The sequence below is a fragment of the Corynebacterium jeddahense genome, assembly GCF_028609865.1.
Taxonomy (GTDB): domain Bacteria; phylum Actinomycetota; class Actinomycetes; order Mycobacteriales; family Mycobacteriaceae; genus Corynebacterium; species Corynebacterium jeddahense.
This window is the reverse complement of the sequence record NZ_CP063194.1, coordinates 1,415,229-1,432,905: the sequence shown is the minus strand read 5'-3', so window position 1 is coordinate 1,432,905 and position 17,677 is coordinate 1,415,229. Positions and strand designations below refer to the sequence as shown.

Sequence of the window (17,677 nt, the reverse complement as noted above, 5' to 3'; positions counted from 1 at the left end):
ATGACTGATCCGGCCCCCTCGCACAGCACCCTCGATTCCGTAGAAGAGGCGATCGCCGCGGTCCGCGGGGGCGGCGCCGTCGTCGTCGTGGACAGCGAGGACCGCGAGAACGAAGGCGACCTCATCTTCGCCGCCGAGGACGCCACCCCCGAGCTCGTCGCGTTCATGGTGCACCACACCTCGGGCTACATCTGCGTGTCCATGTCAGACGAGCGCGCCACCGCGCTCGGCCTGCCGCCGATGGTGGCCCGCAACGAGGACCTCCACGGCACCGCCTACGCCGTCACGGTCGACGCCGCCACCGGCACGACCGGCATCTCCGCGCGCTCGCGGGCGGCGACGATCGCCTTGCTCGCCGACGCCTCCGCCACCGCCGACCGCTTCACCCGCCCGGGGCACGTCGTGCCGCTGCGTGCTCGTGAGGGAGGGGTGCTCGCCAGGCCGGGACACACCGAGGCCGCCGTCGACATCGCCCGGCTCGCCGGCAAGGCCCCGGTCGGCGCGCTGTGCGAGATCGTCTCGGAGGACGACCCGACCGACATGGCCCGCTTCGACGAGCTGCGCCGCTTCGCCGACGCCCACGGCCTGCCGATGATCTCCATCGAGCAGCTCGCCGCGTACCGGCGCCGCACCGAGCGCACCGTCGAGCGCGGGGCCGCGGCGCACCTGCCCACCGAGTACGGCGACTTCACGGCCGTCGGCTACCGCGACACCGTGAGCGGGGTGGAGCACGTGGCGCTCGTGGCCGGAGGCGTCGAGACGCTGCGCGGCGCCGACGACCTCCTCGTGCGGGTGCACTCGGAGTGCCTCACCGGCGACGTCTTCGCCTCCCGGCGCTGCGACTGCGGACCACAGCTCCACGAGTCGCTGCGCCGCGTGCAGGGGGCCGGCCGCGGCGTCGTGATCTACCTGCGCGGGCACGAGGGCCGGGGGATCGGTCTGCTGGCGAAGCTCGAGGCGTACCGGCTCCAGGACGAGGGGCTGGACACCGTCGACGCGAACCTCGAGCAGGGCCTGCCCGTCGACGCGCGGGAGTACTCCGCGGCGGGCCAGATCCTCGCAGACCTCGGGGTGGGCTCCGTCGATCTGCTCACGAACAACCCCGCCAAGGCCGACGCGCTGGCCGGCTACGGCCCGCGCCTCGCCGGGCGAAGTAGGATCGAGGTCGTTCCCAACCACGACAACATCGCGTACCTGCGCACGAAGCGCGACCGGATGGGCCACGACCTGCCCGGCGTCGGGCAGTGGCTGAACACCCACCCGGGGTACGACAAGTAAAGGAGCTCACTGTGGCCGCGACCGGTGCACCGGAGGACTACCACATACAGGCTGAGGGCATGACTGTCGCAGTCGTCTACACCCGCTGGAACGACAAAGTCGTCGACCTGCTGCTCGCCGGCGCGCGCGACGAGGCGCGCGAGCTGGGCGTGAAGCTGGAGGAGTACGCGGTCGCGGGCGCCCTCGAGCTGCCGGTGCTCGCGCAGGCGTGCGCGAAGCGTTACGACGCGGTCGTGGCGCTCGGCTGCGTCATCCGCGGCGAAACCGCGCACTTCACCTACGTCTGCGAGGCCGTCACCAACGGCCTGGCGCGCGTCGCGCTCGACGAGGAGACCCCGGTGGGCAACGGCGTGCTCACCGTGGAGGACGAGGATCAGGCGTACGAGCGCGCCGGCGGCGAGGACGCGAAGGAAGACAAGGGGGCGGAGGCCGTGCGCGCCGCCGCCGGCGCGGCGGCTGAGCTGCGCAAAGTCAGGGCGCTGCCGGTCAGGGGTTAAGGTAGCCCGGTGGCGTGGGGCGCCGGAGGGCGTCGACACGCAAAATGCTTGAGCGCGCAAGGAGAGTGGCAGTGGCTGAACCGCACAACCCAGTGGCGAGCGAGAACGAGGTCGCGTACCTCAACGCGCTCGACCCGCACGCGACGACCACGACGAAGCCGTGGGAGCTCGAGATTTCCTCGCCGTTTTTGCGCAAGCTCGCGCTCGGCTGGGTGATCGTCGTCATGGCGGTGCACTTCTTCATGGCCTGGGCGGTGGACGTGGAGTTCACCGGCGTGGCCATCACCGGGGTGGACAAGCTGGCCTTCGTCGGCGTCGGGCTGATCATCTCGGTGCTGTCCTGGATCGCGCTCACCCGCCCCCGGGTGCGCGTCAACGCGGACGGCGTCGAGGTGGCCAACATCATCGGCACCCGCTTCTACCCGTGGGCCGTCATCTACGGCCTGAGCTTCCCGAAGGGCTCGCGCATGGCCCGCCTCGAGCTGCCCGAGTTCGAGTACGTCCCGCTCTGGGCGATCCAGTCCGGCGACAAAGAGCGCGCGATCCGCGCCGTGGACGACTTCCGCGCGCTCGAAGCCAAGTACATGCCGCAGGATTAACCCTTGGCGGACCCGCAGTCATACCGCCCGGCGCCGGGCACCATCCCGACCGACCCCGGCGTGTACAAGTTCCGCGACCGCGACGGCCGCGTCATCTACGTGGGCAAGGCGAAAAACCTGCGCGCGCGGCTGAATAACTATTTCCAGCCCCCGCAGACGCTGCACCCGCGCACCCGCCAGATGGTCTACACCGGCGCGTCCGTCGAGTGGACCGTCGTCGCCTCCGAGGTGGAGGCGCTGCAGCTCGAGTACACGTGGATCAAGCGCTTCGACCCGTGGTTCAACGTCATGTACCGCGACGACAAGACGTACCCCATGCTCGCGGTGAGCGTGCGGGAGCGCTACCCGCGCGCGTTCTTTTACCGCGGACCGAAGCGCAAGGGGGTGCGCTACTTCGGCCCGTACTCCCACGCGTGGGCGGTGCGCGAGACGCTCGACCTGCTCACGCGCGTGTTCCCGATCCGCACGTGCTCGAACGGCGTGTTCAACCGCCACGAGTCGCTCGGGCGCCCGTGCCTTTTGGGCTACATCGACAAGTGCGCCGCGCCGTGCGTCGGCAGGGTGAGCGAGGCGGAGTACGACGAGATCGTCCAGGGCTTCCTGGGCTTCATGTCGGGGCGCAGCGACCAGCTCGTGCGCGGGATCACGGCGCAGATGGAGGAGGCTGCGGAGAACCTCGAGTTCGAGAAGGCGGCCCGGCTGCGCGACGACCTCGGGGCGGTGAACAAGGTAATGGAGCGCCAGACCGTGGTGCTCGGCCAGGACACCGACGCCGATGTCATCGCCTTCGACACCGACGAGCTCGAGGCCGCGGTGCAGATCTTCAACGTCCGCGACGGCCGTATTCGCGCCCAGCGCGGCTGGGTCGTGGAGAAGACCGGCGACGAGCCGGGCGCGAACGAGCGCCTCGAGGAGGGGCAGGCCGACCCGACCCTGCCCACGCTCATGCAGAACTTCCTCGTGCAGTACTACTCCGACGCCGTCGAGCGCGTGCGGCAAGAGGAGGAGGAAGACCGCACGATTGAGGCGCAGAAGATCCGGCGCCGCGGGGTGGACCAGGAGTCCCACGCGCAGGTGGCGCCCCCGATGCCGGTGCCGCGCGAGATCCTCGTGGAGACGCTGCCGACCGAGCTGCACGAGGTCACGGTGCTGCTGGAGGAGTTGCGCGGCGGGCCCGTGGAGATCCGCGTGCCGCAGCGCGGGGACAAGCGCGCGCTCATGGAGACGGTGCACAAGAACGCCTCCGAGGCGTTGCACCAGCACAAGCTCAAGCGCGTCGGCGACCTCACCGCGCGCTCCCAGGCGCTGCAGGACATCCAGGACGCCCTGGGGATGGACGAGGCGCCGCTGCGCATCGAGTGCACCGACATCTCGCACATCCAGGGCACCGACGTCGTCGCCTCGCTCGTCGTGTTCGAGGACGGGCTGCCTAAGAAGAACGACTACCGCCGCTACCGCATCAAAGAGGCGGCGGGCGAGGGCCACTCGAACGACGTCGGCTCCATCGCGGAGGTGACGCGGCGCCGCTTCAAGCGCTACAACGAGGATAAGCTCGCCAACCCCGACGAGGCCGCCGAGGAGCAGACCTTTGCCGACGAGCGCCCCGACGGCGCCGACGAGACCACCGGCGCGAAGCGCTTCGCCTACCCGCCGCAGCTGTTCATCGTCGACGGCGGCAAGCCCCAGGTGACGGCGGCGCAGGAGGTGTTCGACGAGCTGGGCATCGTCGACGTGCAGCTCATCGGCCTGGCCAAGCGCCTCGAGGAGGTCTGGGTGCCGGACGACGACGAGCCCGTCATCCTCCCGCGCAACTCCGAGGGGATGTACCTGCTCCAGCAGGTGCGCGACGAGGCCCACCGCTTCGCCATCACCTACCACCGCCAGCAGCGCTCGAAGCGCATGCGCGCCTCCGCCCTCGACGCGGTGCCCGGCCTCGGCCCCGCCCGCCGCACCGACCTGGTGAAGCACTTCGGGTCGGTGAAGAAGATCAAGGAAGCCTCGGTCGAGGAGATCCAGCAGGTCAAGGGCGTCGGGCCGAAGCTCGCGGAGACCATCTACCAGCACCTCCACGAGTGAGGGCATCGTGCGTATCGACGTCGCTTCGCCCGCGCCTTCGTTAGGATGAAGGCCATGCCAACCACCTCCGCCGCCCGCGCCCTGCCCCAGGAAGACGCCGCCACCACGCACAGGCCGGTGATCATCACCGGCCTGTCCGGGGGCGGCCTGTCCACGGCGGCGAAGGTATTCGAGGACCGCGGCTTCTTCGTCTCCCAGAACGTCCCGCCGCAGCTCATCCTCGAGCTGGTGGACCTGGCGGCGTCGGACACCTCGCCGGTCGAGCGCCTCGCGGTGGTCACCGACGTGCGCTCGCGGGGGTTCCACGGCTCGCTCATGGACACGATCTCCGCGATCCGGGAGCGCGGCTACGCCCCGTTCGTACTCTTCCTCGAGGCGCGCGACGACGTGCTCATCCGCCGCTTCGACTCGGTGCGGCGCACCCACCCGCTACAGGGCGATGGCACGCTGCAGTCCGGCATCGAGCGCGAGCGGGCGGAGCTGGAGGAGCTGCGGGCGGCGGCGGACATCATCATCGACACCTCGAACCTGTCCGTCCACGACCTGCGCCGCGCGGTGGAGGCGTCCGTGGGCGAGCTGCCCGCGGGACGCCAGCACGTCACCATCGAGTCGTTCGGTTTCAAGCACGGCTCGCCCCGCGACGCGGACATCGTCCTCGACGTGCGTTTCCTGCCCAACCCGTACTGGATCGAGGAGCTGCGCGAATTCCGCGGCGTCGATGCCGCGGTGGCGGACTACGTGCTCTCGCAGCCGGGAGCGCGCGAGTACGTCGACGGGTTCGTCGACCTGCTCACCAGCACCCTCGGCGGGTACCACCACGAGGGCAAGGACTTCATCACCGTCGGCGTGGGCTGCACGGGCGGCCACCACCGCTCCGTCGCCGTCGCCGAGGCGATCGGCAAGCGCCTGCGCCAGCAGGGACAGGTCGACGTGAGCGTCATCCACCGCGACCTCGAGCGCCACTAGCGCGCGACCTGGGAAGGAATGCATGCACCACACCAGTGAACAACCGGCGTCGTTCACCTGCCTCGGCGGCGGCCACGGGCTCTACCAGACGCTTACCGCGGCGCGCTTTGCGGGGGCGAGCGACATCAACGCGGTGGTCACCGTCGCGGACGACGGCGGCTCGTCGGGCCGGCTGCGCCGCGAGATGGACGTCGTCCCGCCCGGCGACCTGCGCATGGCGCTCGCGGCGCTGAGCGGCGAGGGTGAGGACGGCGAGCGGTGGCGAGGTACGCTGCAGCACCGCTTCGGCGGCCACGGCGCGATGGCGGGGCACGCGCTGGGCAACCTCCTCATCACCGGCCTTGCGGAGCAGCTCGGGGACACGCAGGCCGCCCTCGACCAGGTCGCCGCGTGGACGGGCTCGGCCGGGCGCGTTATCCCGGTGTGCCCGCGGCCGCTCGACATCGAGGCGGACGTCGCCGGGCTCGACGACGACCCGCGGGTGCTGCGCTCGGTGCGCGGCCAGGTGGCCGTCGCCACGACGCCCGGGACGGTTCGCCGGGTCCGGCTCACCCCGGACAAGCCGGCCGCAAGCCCGGACGCGGTCGAGGCGATCCTCGGCGCGGACGTGGTCACCATCGGCCCGGGGTCGTGGTTCTCCTCGGTGATCCCGCACATCCTCGTCCCCGAGATCGCGCAGGCGCTCAACGACACCGACGCGAAGGTCGTGGTCATCCTCAACCTCACGCCCGAGGCCGGCGAGACCCACGGGTTCACTACCGAGCGCCACATCCACGTCTTCTCGCAGCACGCGCCCGAACTTCGTGTCGACGCTTTCCTCGCGGACGACCGCGCGGCCACCACCGCCGGCGAGCGCGAGAACATCGCCCGCGCCGCGGCGGGGCTCGACGCTGCGGTGACGTTCATGCCGCTGGGGGAGCAGACGGAGGACGGCAGCGCCTCCACGAGGCACGACCCGGAGAAGTTGGCAGCTGCCCTCAAAGCCGTGCATGCGGCGCGCTAAACTGCACTCCAGCGAATAGACATGAGGGGAGGCGCCGGTGGCGCTCACGGCCAAGGTCAAGGACGAGCTGCTCGCGGCGCCGAGCGGCGGCCTCGAGGCGCGCGCCGCGGAGGCGACCGCGCTCATCCGCTTTGCGGGCGGGATCGCCGCCGCGCCCGAGGGCGTCGAGATCGTCGCCGACTTCGAGGAGGAGGCGGTGGCCGCCCGGCTCGCCGAGTCCCTCGGTGAGCTGTGCGCGGTCCGGCCGGCCGTCGAGACGGTCCCGCCGGGGCCGAACAACCGGGAGACGCGCCACGAGGTGCGCGTCGCGGACGGGGCCGCCGACGTGATCCGCCGCCTCAAGCTGGTCACCGCGTCGGGGCACCCGGTGGTGGGCATGCCGCGGCAGGTGATTTCTGGTTCGATGGCCGCGGTCGAGGCCGCGTGGCGGGGCGCGTTCCTCGCCCGCGGGCGGCTCACCGAGCCGGGCCGCACGGCGACGCTCGAGGTCGCCTGCCCGGGTCAGGAGGCCGCGCTCGCGCTCGTCGGGCTGGCGCGCCGGATGGGGGTCACGGCGAAGACCCGCGAGACCCGCGGCGTGGAGCGGGTGTGCATCCGCGACGGGGAGACGATCGGGATCCTGCTCAGCCGGATCGGCGCGCCGGTGACGCGCCTGGAGTGGGACCGCAAGCGGGAGCAGCGCGCGGACACGTCGAAGTCGGGCAACCGGCTGGCGACGTTCGACGACGCGAACACCCGCCGCTCGGCGCAGGCGGCCGCGGCCGCTGCGGCGCGTGTGGAGCGGGCGATGGAGATTCTTGGCGACGACGTGCCCGAGCACCTCGCCGAGGCGGGGTACCTGCGCGTCGAGCACCGCCACGCGTCGCTCGAGGAGCTGGGCCGGCTCGCGGACCCGCAGATGACGAAGGACGCGATCGCCGGGCGCATCCGGCGGCTGCTCTCGCTCGCCGACAAGCGGGCGAAGGAGCTCGGGGTCGACGACACGCACGGGTCCCCGGCCACGTAGCACCGCCTGCTGAGACAGACATCACACTGGGGCCGCGGCGTTCGGCTCCGGGGGTGGTTTTGGCGGGATTCGCCCCCATGATTCGCCGCATCCGGGCGTAAACCAACACAGTTTCGGCGAACCCGGTGCAGTTGCCACCCCCGGTTTTGTGGTCACCCGTCGGGCCCCTGCAGGTGCCCGGCGCGCTCGTTACACTCGCGGACGTACCGAAAAACCGCACGAACACGAGGAGCTTTCACTGTGACTACCCGCATTGGCATCAACGGCTTCGGCCGCATCGGGCGCGCGGCGTTCCGCATCATCGAGGACGAGTACAAGGGCGAGCTCGAGGTCGCGAAGATCAACGATCTCACCGACAACGAGACGCTCGCGCACCTCATGAAGTACGACACCGCCTACGGCCAGTTCAACCACGACGTCGAGTACGACGAGAACTCCATCACCGTCGACGGCCGCCGCATCGAGGTCTCCGCCGAGAAGGATCCGGCGAACCTTGCGTGGGGCGACGCGGGCGTGGACATCGTGCTCGAGTGCACCGGCGTGTTCCGCAAGGGCCCGGACGCGAAGGCCCACATTGACGCGGGCGCGAAGAAGGTCATCATCTCCGCACCGGGCAAGGACGTCGACGGCACCTACGTGTGGGGCGTGAACCACCACGACTACACCAACGACGCGACCGTCATCTCCGCCGCGTCTTGCACGACGAACTCGCTCGCCCCGGTGGCGAAGGTGCTCGACGAGGCCTTCGGCATCGAGCGCGGCCTCATGACCACGATCCACGCTTACACCGGCGACCAGCGCCTGCAGGACGCGCCGCACAAGGACCTGCGCCGCGCCCGCGCCGCCGCGCAGAACATCGTGCCGACCACGACCGGCGCCGCGAAGGCCGTCGCCCTCGTGCTGCCGAACCTCGAGGGCAAGCTCGACGGCTTCGCCATGCGCGTGCCCACGATCACCGGCTCGGCGACCGACCTCACGGTCACCCTCGGCAAGGACGTCACGGTCGAGGAGATCAACGCCGCGGTGAAGCAGGCCGTGGCCGACGACGAGTTCGGCACCGCGATGCAGTACACCGAGGACCCGATCGTCTCCTCCGACATCATCGGCAACAACCACGGCGCGATCTTCGACGCCGGCATGACCCGCGTCATCGACGGCAACCTGGTGAAGGTCATCTCCTGGTACGACAACGAGTGGTCCTACACCTCGCAGTACATCCGCCTGACGAAGCACGTCGCGGACCAGCTCTAAGCTCAACCTGCGGGCCCGCGGCGCTTCACGGCGCGGCGGGCCCGTTTTTCATACGATGGACCATGTTCACGAAGCAAAGGAGACAACCATGACCAAGACACTGCAGCAGCTTCTCGACGAAGGCGTGGACGGCCGCCACATCCTCGTCCGCTCCGACTTCAACGTCCCGCTCGACGACGACGGCAACATCACGGACGCGGGCCGCATCGACGCCTCGATCCCGACCCTCAAGGCCCTCCTCGACGGGGGCGCCAAGGTGATCGTCATGGCGCACCTCGGCCGCCCGAAGGGCGAGGTCAACCCGAAGTACTCCCTCGCCCCGGTCGCCGAGGCCCTGTCCGAGCGTCTCGGCCAGTTCGTCCCGCTCGCGGGCGACGTCTCGGGCGAGGACGCCCACGAGCGCGCGAACGGGCTGACGGAGGGTGAGATCCTCCTCCTCGAAAACGTCCGCTTCGACCCGCGCGAGACCTCGAAGGACGAGGCGGAGCGCTCCGCGTTCGCCGAAGAGCTTGCGGCGCTTGCCGCTGACAATGGCGCCTTCGTCTCCGACGGCTTCGGCGTGGTGCACCGCGCGCAGGCGTCCGTCTACGACGTGGCAAAGAAGCTCCCGGCCTACGCCGGCTTCCTCGTGGAGAAGGAGGTGGAGACCCTCTCGAGCGTGAAGGACAACCCGCAGCACCCGTACGTCGTCGTCCTCGGCGGCTCGAAGGTCTCCGACAAGCTCGGCGTCATCGAGGCGCTGGCGGAGAAGGCCGACACCGTCATCATCGGCGGCGGCATGTGCTACACGTTCCTCGCCGCGCAGGGCCACAACGTGCAGAAGTCCCTGCTCCAGGAGGACATGGTGGACACCTGCAAGGGGCTCATCGAGAAGTACGGCGACAAGCTGCTCCTTCCGGTCGACGTCGCGGCGGGCGCCGAGTTCGACAAGGACACCGAGAAGAAGGTCGTCGGCCTCGACGAGATCCCGGAGGGTTGGATGGGCCTCGACATCGGCCCGGAGACCGCGGAGAAGTACGCCGCGGCCATCAAGGACTCGAAGACCGTGTTCTGGAACGGGCCGATGGGCGTGTTCGAGTTCCCGAACTTCGCCGACGGCACGAAGGCCGTCGCCGAGGCGATGATCGCGGCGACGAAGGACAACGGCTCCTTCACCGTGGTCGGCGGCGGCGACTCGGCGGCGTCGGTACGCACGCTCGGCCTCGACGAGGACGGCTTCTCCCACATCTCCACCGGCGGCGGCGCCTCCCTCGAGCTCATCGAGGGCAAGGAGCTCCCCGGCGTTTCCGTGCTGCAGTAAGGAGGCATCACACATGGCACGCACACCGCTCATCGCGGGCAACTGGAAGATGAACCACGACCACCTCGAGGCGATCCAGAGCGCCCAGAAGCTCGTCTTCGCGTTCCCGAAGGACGGCTACGAGGCCGTCGACATCGCGCTCACCGTCCCGTTCACCGACCTGCGCTCGATTCAGACGCTCGTCGAGGGCGACAAGCTGAAGATCACCTACGGCGCGCAGGACGTTTCCGAGCACGACAACGGCGCGTACACCGGCGACATTTCGGCGTCGATGCTCGAGCGCCTCGGGTGCAGCTGGGTGGTCGTTGGCCACTCGGAGCGCCGCGAGTACCACGGCGAGACGAACGAGCAGGTCGCCGCGAAGGCGAAGAAGGCGCAGGAGCACGGGATCACCCCGATCGTCTGCGTGGGCGAGCCGCTCGAGGTGCGCGAGGCGGGGGAGCACGTCTCGTACGTCGTGACGCAGGCGCGCGAGTCGCTCGCCGGGGTGGACCTCACCAACGCGGTCATCGCGTACGAGCCGGTCTGGGCGATCGGCACCGGCAAGGTCGCCTCCGCCGAGGACGCGCAGGAGGTCTGCCACGGCATCCGGGAGCTCGTGCGCGAACTCGCGGGCGACGAGGCGGCGGACGCGATCCGCATCCTCTACGGCGGGTCGGTGAAGGCGGACACCGTCGCCGAGATCATCACCCAGCCCGACGTCGACGGCGGGCTCGTCGGCGGCGCGTCGCTCGACGGGCAGGACTTTGCCAAGCTCGCCGCGGCCGCCGCGAACGCGACGCGGTAAAGGGATTCGGCTTCTAATGGTGTAAGCTCTTCAAGAGTTTGCACCATTTCCTATTGCGAGGGGAGACGCCCACATGGCGCTTGCGCTTGAGATCGTGCTGGTGATCGCCGCGATTTTGATGACCATCTTCGTCCTGCTGCACAAGGGTAAGGGTGGCGGCCTGTCCAGCCTCTTCGGCGGCGGCGTGCAGGCCAACCTGTCGGGTTCGACGACGGTGGAGCGCAACCTCGACCGCATCACGATCCTCATGGCGATCATCTGGATCGCCTGCATCATCGGCCTGAACCTCATCCAGACCTACGCGGTGTAACCCGCCGGCCCGTTTAGCGCGGTCCTGTGACGTCCTCGGTGGCGAACAGGACCGTTTCTTTTCGCCCGATGGCGCCGGCGACGGGCCACGCCTCCGCGGCGGCGGCGCCGTCGGACACGTGCGCGGCGGCCTCCGCTTTCCCCGCGCCCGAGACGAGCAGCCACACGTGATCCGCGGACTGCACGGCGGGCAGGGTGAGCGTCGCGCGCTCGGCCGGGGGCTTCGGCGAGTCGGTCACGGCGACGACGAGCTCGCGGCGCTCGCGGACGGCCGCGGAGTGGGGGAAGAGCGAGTTGATGTGCCCCTCGCCGCCCATGCCGAGCAGGTGGAGGTCGAACCCGCCCGTGGCGTGGCGCTGCAGCACGTCGCGGTAGCGGGCGACGGCGCCGTCCATCGGGCCGCCGTCGAGGCCGTAGCCGTGGATGTTGCCCTCCGGGATGCCCACCTTCGACAGGAGGGCCGCGCGGGCCTGCCCCTCGTTCGAATCGGGGTGGGAGACAGGCACGTTGCGCTCGTCGCCGAAGAAGACCTCGACGCGCGACCAGTCGACCGGCGCGTCGGCGAGGCGCTCGAGCAGCGCGATGCCGGCCGTGCCGCCGGTGAGCACGACGCGCGCGGCGCGGCCCTCGGCGTGGATGCCGGCGGTGAGGGTGGTGAACCGCGAGGTGGCGTCGTCTAGCAGCGATGCAAGATCCCTATAGCCCACGGCGCACCCCCGACAGCCCGCGCAGCGCGCGCTCGAAGGTCGCGTCGGGGCCGAGGTGGCGCAGCTCCTCGGCGAGGCACTCCGCGTCGGTGCGCTCGCCGACGGCGACGAACGAGTCCGCCAGCTCCGGCGCGGAGATGCGCACGGTGTGGGCGTCCTGCACCGCCACCTCGACGTCGCCGCCCTCGCAGTGCAGCGCGAGGTGGGCGATGGGGAAGTCGGTGGCGCCACGAGCCTCGTGGCGGGCGACCTCGACGCCGAGGCTCGAGGCGAGCCAGCCGGCGGCGAGGTCGACGCTCGGATCGCCCGCGGCGCCCGCGATCTCGGCGCCGCGGACCGCGCGGCCAGGGTATCGGTCGAGGGCGGAGGCGACCGTGCCGCGCCACGGGGTGATGCGCGACCACATCATGTCGGAATCGCCCGGCTCGTAGCCGGCGGCGAGGCGCTCGAGCGTCATCCCGCGCGTGTCGCGCCGCAGGTTCGTGATGCGGCGCTGCGCGATGCGCCCGAGCTGGGTCTGGCCCGGGTGCGCCGGGGCCTTCTCGGGCCAGCACGCCACCACCGGGGTGTCCGGCAGGAGCAGCGGCGTGACGACGGCCCCAAGGTTCGCCGTGAGCTCCCCGCGCAGCCACATGACCACCACCTCCGAGGCGCCGGCGTCGGCGGCGATGCGGACCTCGGCGTCGAGGCGCGGCGGGGCCTCCGGGTCGCCGGAGATAAGCACGAGGACCCTGGCGGGGTGCTCGAAGGAGGCGTCGCGGAGGGTGGCCAGGGTGTCGTCGATACGCGACTGCCCCTCGTCGTCGATGGCGACGAGGAGGGTGAGCACGCGGCCCGTGGCTAGCGAGTGGCTCTCGCGCGCGTTCGCGAGCTCGGCGGCGATCGCCTTCGTCGACGTGTTGGGGAGTTCGATGATCATGCCGGAACCTTTCTCTGGCTTACGGGCGGCGCCACGTCCGGCCGTCCTTGGCCAGCATGCGGTCGGCCGAGGCCGGGCCCCAGGTGCCCGCCTCGTACTCGTCGGGGGTGCCCTGCTCGGCCCAGTACTCGAGCACCGGGTCGAGGATCTCCCAGCTGCGCTCCACCTCCGAGTTCGTGGGGAAGAGGCTCGACTCGTCGAGCAGGGCGTCGAGGATGAGGCGCTCGTAGGCCTCGGGGGACTGCTCGGTGAACGCTTCTGAGTAGTGGAAGTCCATGTTCACGTCCCGCAGCTCCATGCCGGGCCCCGGCACCTTCGAGCCGAAGCGCATGAGCACGCCCTCGTCGGGCTGGACGCGGATGACCACGGCGTTGTTCGTGAGCAGGTCCGTCTGCCCGGCCGTGAACGGCTGGTACGGGGGCTCTTTGAACACGAGCGCGATTTCGGTGACGCGCCGGCCGAGGCGCTTGCCGGTGCGCAGGTAGAACGGCACGCCTGCCCAGCGGCGCGACTCGATCTGGAGGGTGCAGGCGGCGTAGGTCTCGGTGGTCGAGGCGGGGTCGAACCCCTCCTCCTCGCGCAGCCCGACGACGCGCTGCGAGCCCTGCCAGCCCGCGGTGTACTGGCCGCGGGCGGTGGTCTTGCCGAACGGGCCGACCGCCGAGGTAGCGCGCAGCACCTTGAGCTTCTCGGCGCGCAGCTGGGCGGGGGAAAACGAGGTCGGTTCCTCCATGGCCACGAGCGCGAGGAGCTGGATGAGGTGGTTCTGGATCACGTCGCGGGCGGCGCCGATGCCGTCGTAGTAGCTCGCGCGCCCGCCGAGCCCGATGTCCTCGGCCATGGTGATCTGCACGTGGTCGATGTAGTGCGAGTTCCACACCGGCTCGAACAGCTGGTTGGAAAAGCGCAGGGCGAGGATGTTCTGCACCGTCTCCTTGCCCAGGTAGTGGTCGATGCGGAACACGGAACGCTCGTCGAAGACGGCGCCAACGACCTCGTTGAGCTGCTTCGCCGAAGCGAGGTCGTGGCCGAACGGCTTCTCGATGATCACGCGCCGCCACTGCCCCTCGCTCCCGCGGGCCATGCCGCTGCGGTCGAGCTGGTGGACGACCTCCGCGAAGAACTCGGGCGGCACCGACAGGTAGTAGGCCCAGTTGCCCGCCGTGCCGCGCTCCGCGTCGCTGCGTGCGAGCGTGGCGGCGAGGCGGTCGAAGGCGGCGTCGTCGTCGAAGTTGCCCTGCACGAACTCGAGCCCCTCCGCGAGGCGGCGCCAGACGTTCTCGTGGAACGGGGTGCGCGCCCCGTTGTCCACCGCCTCGCGCACGTAGGCCTCGAAGTCCTGCTTGCTCCAGTCGCGGCGCCCGTAACCCACGAGCGTGAACCCGCCGGGCAACAGCCCTCGGTTGGCGAGGTCGTACACCGCCGGCAGCAGCTTCTTCCGGGCGAGGTCGCCGGTCACCCCGAAGATCACCAGCCCCGAGGGGCCGGCGATCTGGGGCAAGCGCTTGTCGGCGTCTGAGCGCAGTGGGTTCGACCAGGGGCGGGGCGGTTGCGTCACGTTAGGCGAGCCTAGCAGTCATGGAATCGAGCAGTTCCTGCCACGCGTCCACGAACTTCTCCACGCCCTCGCGCTCGAGCACGGCCACGACGTCGTCCATGTCGATGCCCACGGCCTCGAGCGCCGCGAACGTCTCGCGGGCGGCGGTCTCGGTGCCGGTGAGGGTGTCGCCGTGGATGCCGCCGTCGCGCAGCACCGCGTCGATCGTCTTCTCCGGCATCGTGTTCACGGTGTCCGGGCCGGCGAGCTCGGTGACGTACATCGTCGCCGGGTACGCCGGGTTCTTCACGCCCGTCGACGCCCACAGGGGGCGCTGCACGTTCGCGCCGGCAGGCAGCGTATCGACGTCCAGGGGCCCGAACTCGCGCTGGAACAGCGCGTACGCCAGCCGGGCGTTCGCGATGCCGGCCTTGCCACGCAGCGCGAGGGCCTCGTCGGTCCCGATCGCCTCGAGGCGCTTGTCCACCTCGGTGTCCATGCGGGAGACGAAGAAGGACGCGACCGAGTGGATCGCCGCGACGTCGTTGCCGTTCGCCGCTGCCTGGCGGACGCCCTCCTTGTAGGCCTCGACGACCTGGGCGTAGCGCTCGACGGAGAAGATGAGGGTGACGTTGACGGAGATCCCCTCCGCGAGCGCCGCCGTGACGGCCGGCAGCGACTCGTCGGTGGCCGGGATCTTGATCATGAGGTTCTCGCGGTCCACGAGCTGCCACAGCTCGCGGGCCTGGGCGATGGTCTGCGCCTCGTCGGCCGCGAAGCGCGGGTCCACCTCGATGGAGACGCGCCCGTCCTTGCCGCCGGTCTCCTCGTAGGTGTCCCGGAAGAGGTCGCAGGCGTCCTGGACATCTTTCACGCTCATCGCGTACACCGCGGTGTCGGCGGTCGTGCCGGCGAGCTTCAGTTCGGCGAGCTGGTCGTCGTAGTGGGTGCCGCTGCTCATCGCGGCGGCGAAGATCGCCGGGTTGGTGGTGACGCCGACGATGGACTTGTCCTTCTTCACCTCGCCGAGGTTGCCGGTGGCGATGCGCTCGCGCGACAGGTCGTCGAGCCAGGTGGAGGTGCCCACCTCGTACAGGTCGTCAATTGCAGTCATGTGCTCCTACTTTCCGTCTCCGCGGGTCGGCTCGGACTCGGTGTCGCCGACACGCACGCTTGTGGCCACGCTCCGGTTCTCCCGCACGCACGCGAGGGTGTCGCGGGCGGTGCGCACAACGTTGTCCGTCGTAAAGCCGAAGCGTTCGAACAGCTCCGCCCCCGGGGCGGAGGCGCCGAAGTGCTCGAGCGAGACCGCCCGGCCGTGCTCGCCGAGGAAGCGGAACCACGGCATGGACGTCGCGGCCTCGACCGAGACGCGGGCCTTGACGTCGCGCGGCAGGATCTCGTCGATGTACGCGTCGTCCTGCTCCATGAACCAGTCCATGGACGGCATGGACACGACGCGGGTCGCGGTGCCCTCCGCCTCGAGAATCTTCGCGGCCTCGACGGCGTACTGCACCTCGGAGCCGGTGGCCATGATGATGAGGTCGGGCGTGTCCGCAGACTCCTCGACTAGGACGTACGCGCCGCGGGCGACGCCCTCGAACGCCTTCTCTTTCGTGCCCACGAGCACCGGGAGGTTCTGGCGCGACAGGGCGAGCGCCTTCGGCTGCGGCTTCGCCTCGAGCGCCGCGATCCAGGCGGCGGAGGTCTCGTTCGCGTCGGCCGGGCGGATCACCGCGAGGTCCGGGATGGCGCGCAGCGCGGCGAGGGTCTCCACCGGCTGGTGGGTCGGCCCGTCCTCGCCGAGACCGATCGAGTCGTGGGTGAACACGTAGTAGCCGTCGATGCCGGAAAGCGCCGCGACGCGGATGGCGGGGTAGAGGTATTCAGAGAAGATGAGGAACGTGCCGCCGTAGACGCGGGTTCCGCCGTGGAGGGCGATGCCGTTCATCACCGCGCCCATCGCGTGCTCGCGGATGCCGAAGTGGAGGTTGCGCCCGTACGGCTCCGCCTGGAACTTGCCGGTGGAGATCGCCTCCGGGCCGAACGACGGCGCGCCCTTGATCAGGGTGTTGTTCGAGCCGGCGAGGTCGGCGGAGCCGCCCCACAGCTCGGGCAGCGCGGCCGCGGCGGCCTGGATCGCGGCCTCGGACGCCTTACGGGTGGCCAGGCCCTTCGCGTCCGGCTCCCAGGTCGGGAAGTCCTTCGCCCAGTCCTCCGGGAGCTCGCGGGCGCTCACGCGGTCGAGCAGCGCCTTGCGCTCCGGGTTCGCCGCGGCCCACGCGTCGAACTTCTCGTTCCACGCGGCGTGCTTCGCGGCGGCGCGCTCGCGCAGTGCGCGGGTGTGGGCGATGACCTCGGCCTCCTCGGGGAAGTCGACGGCTGGGTCGAAGCCGAGCTCCTCCTTGACGGCGCGGATTTCGTCGGCGCCGAGGGCCGCGCCGTGCGCCGCGCCGGTGTTCATGAGGTTCGGGGCGGGGTAGCCGATCACGGTCTTTACCCGGATGATCGTCGGCTTCGTCGTCTCCGCCTGCGCCTCGGCCACGGCGGCCTCGATCGCGGCAACGTCCTCGCCGGACTCGACGGTGAGCGTCTGCCAGCCGTAGGCGTCGTAACGCTTGAGCACGTCCTCCGTGAACGCGATCTGGGTGTCGTCCTCGATGGAGATGCGGTTGTCGTCCCAGAAGAGGATGAGGTTGCCCAGCTGCTGGGTGCCGGCGAGCGAGGACGCCTCGGAGGTCACGCCCTCCTGCAGGCAGCCGTCGCCGGCGACGACGTAAATGAAGTGGTCGAACGGGCTCTCGCCGGCCGGGGCGTCCGGGTCAAAGAGGCCGCGCTCGCGCCGCGCTGCCATGGCCATGCCCACCGCGGAGGCGAGCCCCTGGCCGAGCGGGCCGGTGGTGATCTCGATGTGGTCGGTGTGGTTGTACTCCGGGTGGCCCGGGGTCTTCGACGCCCAGGTGCGCAGGGACTTGAGGTCCTCGAGCTCGAGGCCGAAGCCGCCGAGGTAGAGCTGCACGTACTGCGTGAGCGAGGAGTGGCCGTTCGAGAGCACGAAGCGGTCGCGCCCAATCCAGTCCTTGTCCGCCGGGTCGACGTCCATGACGCGCTGGAACAGCGTGTAGGCGAGCGGCGCGAGCGACATCGCGGTGCCCGGGTGGCCGGAGCCGCAGTGCTCAACGGCGTCGGCAGCGAGCACCCTGGCCGTATCCACCGCCCTCGTGTCAGTCTCCGTCCAGTCCGCGGGGTAGTTCCGCTTCGTCATCGCCTGCAATTCGGGGGGCAGCGTCATGGGGTCCTCGCTTTCGTTGTGGTCGGAGAAGAGCATAGTGCGTATCGACGCCTCCGGGACACTGCGCGCCCACGATTCGTGGCGTTGCGCCGCGAGGGTCTACCATCGTCCGAAGGTATGATTGCCCGCGCTACGTGCGGACCGCAAAGG

Annotated in this window: 16 protein-coding genes; 11 read left to right on the top strand and 5 right to left on the bottom strand. The window is 70.3% G+C overall.

All coding sequences use genetic code 11. The annotated features are described in order from the left end of the window. The 11 genes from CJEDD_RS07000 to secG all read left to right on the top strand — a co-directional run bounded on the left by CJEDD_RS07000 (nt 1) and on the right by secG (nt 11,073). Nucleotides 1–1,278 (top strand): bifunctional 3,4-dihydroxy-2-butanone-4-phosphate synthase/GTP cyclohydrolase II, encoded by a 1,278-nt coding sequence (locus tag CJEDD_RS07000; RefSeq protein ID WP_042404801.1) that lies wholly within the window; start codon nt 1–3, stop codon nt 1,276–1,278. Nucleotides 1,279–1,289: 11 nt separating this feature from the next. Continuing rightward, nucleotides 1,290–1,775, top strand: a complete 486-nt coding sequence (gene ribH, locus CJEDD_RS06995) for a 6,7-dimethyl-8-ribityllumazine synthase (protein ID WP_074432459.1) — start codon at nt 1,290–1,292, stop codon at nt 1,773–1,775. Between the two features lie 71 nt (nt 1,776–1,846). Further along, a complete protein-coding gene (locus tag CJEDD_RS06990) occupies nt 1,847–2,374 on the top strand; it encodes a PH domain-containing protein (protein ID WP_232297646.1) in 528 nt (175 codons plus the stop codon). Between the two features lie 3 nt (nt 2,375–2,377). Further along, nucleotides 2,378–4,450 carry an excinuclease ABC subunit UvrC gene (gene uvrC / locus CJEDD_RS06985; RefSeq protein ID WP_042404797.1) on the top strand — a complete coding sequence of 691 codons (2,073 nt, stop codon included), beginning with the start codon at nt 2,378–2,380 and terminating at the stop codon, nt 4,448–4,450. Between the two features lie 54 nt (nt 4,451–4,504). Further along, nucleotides 4,505–5,416, top strand: coding sequence for an RNase adapter RapZ (gene rapZ / locus CJEDD_RS06980; protein ID WP_042404823.1), 912 nt, complete (start codon nt 4,505–4,507; stop codon nt 5,414–5,416). A 22-nt stretch (nt 5,417–5,438) separates the two neighbouring features. Then, entirely contained in the window at nt 5,439–6,419 is a 981-nt protein-coding gene (locus CJEDD_RS06975; protein WP_042404795.1) for a gluconeogenesis factor YvcK family protein, read from the top strand. Between the two features lie 37 nt (nt 6,420–6,456). Next, nucleotides 6,457–7,425, top strand: coding sequence for a DNA-binding protein WhiA (whiA, locus tag CJEDD_RS06970; protein ID WP_042404793.1), 969 nt, complete (start codon nt 6,457–6,459; stop codon nt 7,423–7,425). Nucleotides 7,426–7,665: 240 nt separating this feature from the next. After that, the gene (gene gap / locus CJEDD_RS06965; protein WP_042404791.1) at nt 7,666–8,676 is read left to right on the top strand and encodes a type I glyceraldehyde-3-phosphate dehydrogenase; all 1,011 of its coding nucleotides are present in this window, start codon (nt 7,666–7,668) and stop codon (nt 8,674–8,676) included. An 88-nt stretch (nt 8,677–8,764) separates the two neighbouring features. Continuing rightward, nucleotides 8,765–9,976 (top strand): phosphoglycerate kinase, encoded by a 1,212-nt coding sequence (locus tag CJEDD_RS06960; RefSeq protein WP_042404788.1) that lies wholly within the window; start codon nt 8,765–8,767, stop codon nt 9,974–9,976. A gap of 13 nt (nt 9,977–9,989) precedes the next feature. Next, nucleotides 9,990–10,763: a triose-phosphate isomerase gene (gene tpiA, locus CJEDD_RS06955; protein ID WP_042404786.1), complete on the top strand. Its 774-nt coding sequence runs from the start codon at nt 9,990–9,992 to the stop codon at nt 10,761–10,763. A gap of 73 nt (nt 10,764–10,836) precedes the next feature. Beyond that, on the top strand, nt 10,837–11,073 hold the full coding sequence (secG, locus tag CJEDD_RS06950) for a preprotein translocase subunit SecG (protein WP_042404784.1): 237 nt from the start codon (nt 10,837–10,839) through the stop codon (nt 11,071–11,073). A 13-nt stretch (nt 11,074–11,086) separates the two neighbouring features. Here secG and pgl read toward each other — a convergent pair whose 3' ends face one another. Genes pgl through tkt form a run of 5 tightly spaced genes read right to left on the bottom strand, consistent with a single transcriptional unit; the run spans nt 11,087 to nt 17,527 of the window. Next, nucleotides 11,087–11,779, bottom strand: a complete 693-nt coding sequence (gene pgl / locus CJEDD_RS06945; RefSeq protein ID WP_052333688.1) for a 6-phosphogluconolactonase — start codon at nt 11,777–11,779, stop codon at nt 11,087–11,089. Further along, complete coding sequence (locus tag CJEDD_RS06940) at nt 11,769–12,698, bottom strand: glucose-6-phosphate dehydrogenase assembly protein OpcA (protein WP_042404782.1); 930 nt, start codon at nt 12,696–12,698, stop codon at nt 11,769–11,771. The genes pgl and CJEDD_RS06940 overlap by 11 nt, the downstream gene beginning before the upstream one ends. 19 nt (nt 12,699–12,717) lie before the next feature. Then, a complete protein-coding gene (gene zwf / locus CJEDD_RS06935) occupies nt 12,718–14,256 on the bottom strand; it encodes a glucose-6-phosphate dehydrogenase (protein WP_081764448.1) in 1,539 nt (512 codons plus the stop codon). 1 nt (nt 14,257) lies between these two features. Beyond that, nucleotides 14,258–15,349 (bottom strand): transaldolase, encoded by a 1,092-nt coding sequence (gene tal, locus CJEDD_RS06930; RefSeq protein ID WP_042404778.1) that lies wholly within the window; start codon nt 15,347–15,349, stop codon nt 14,258–14,260. 6 nt (nt 15,350–15,355) lie between these two features. Next, nucleotides 15,356–17,527 (bottom strand): transketolase, encoded by a 2,172-nt coding sequence (gene tkt, locus CJEDD_RS06925; RefSeq protein ID WP_081764450.1) that lies wholly within the window; start codon nt 17,525–17,527, stop codon nt 15,356–15,358. Between the last annotated feature and the right edge of the window lie 150 nt (nt 17,528–17,677).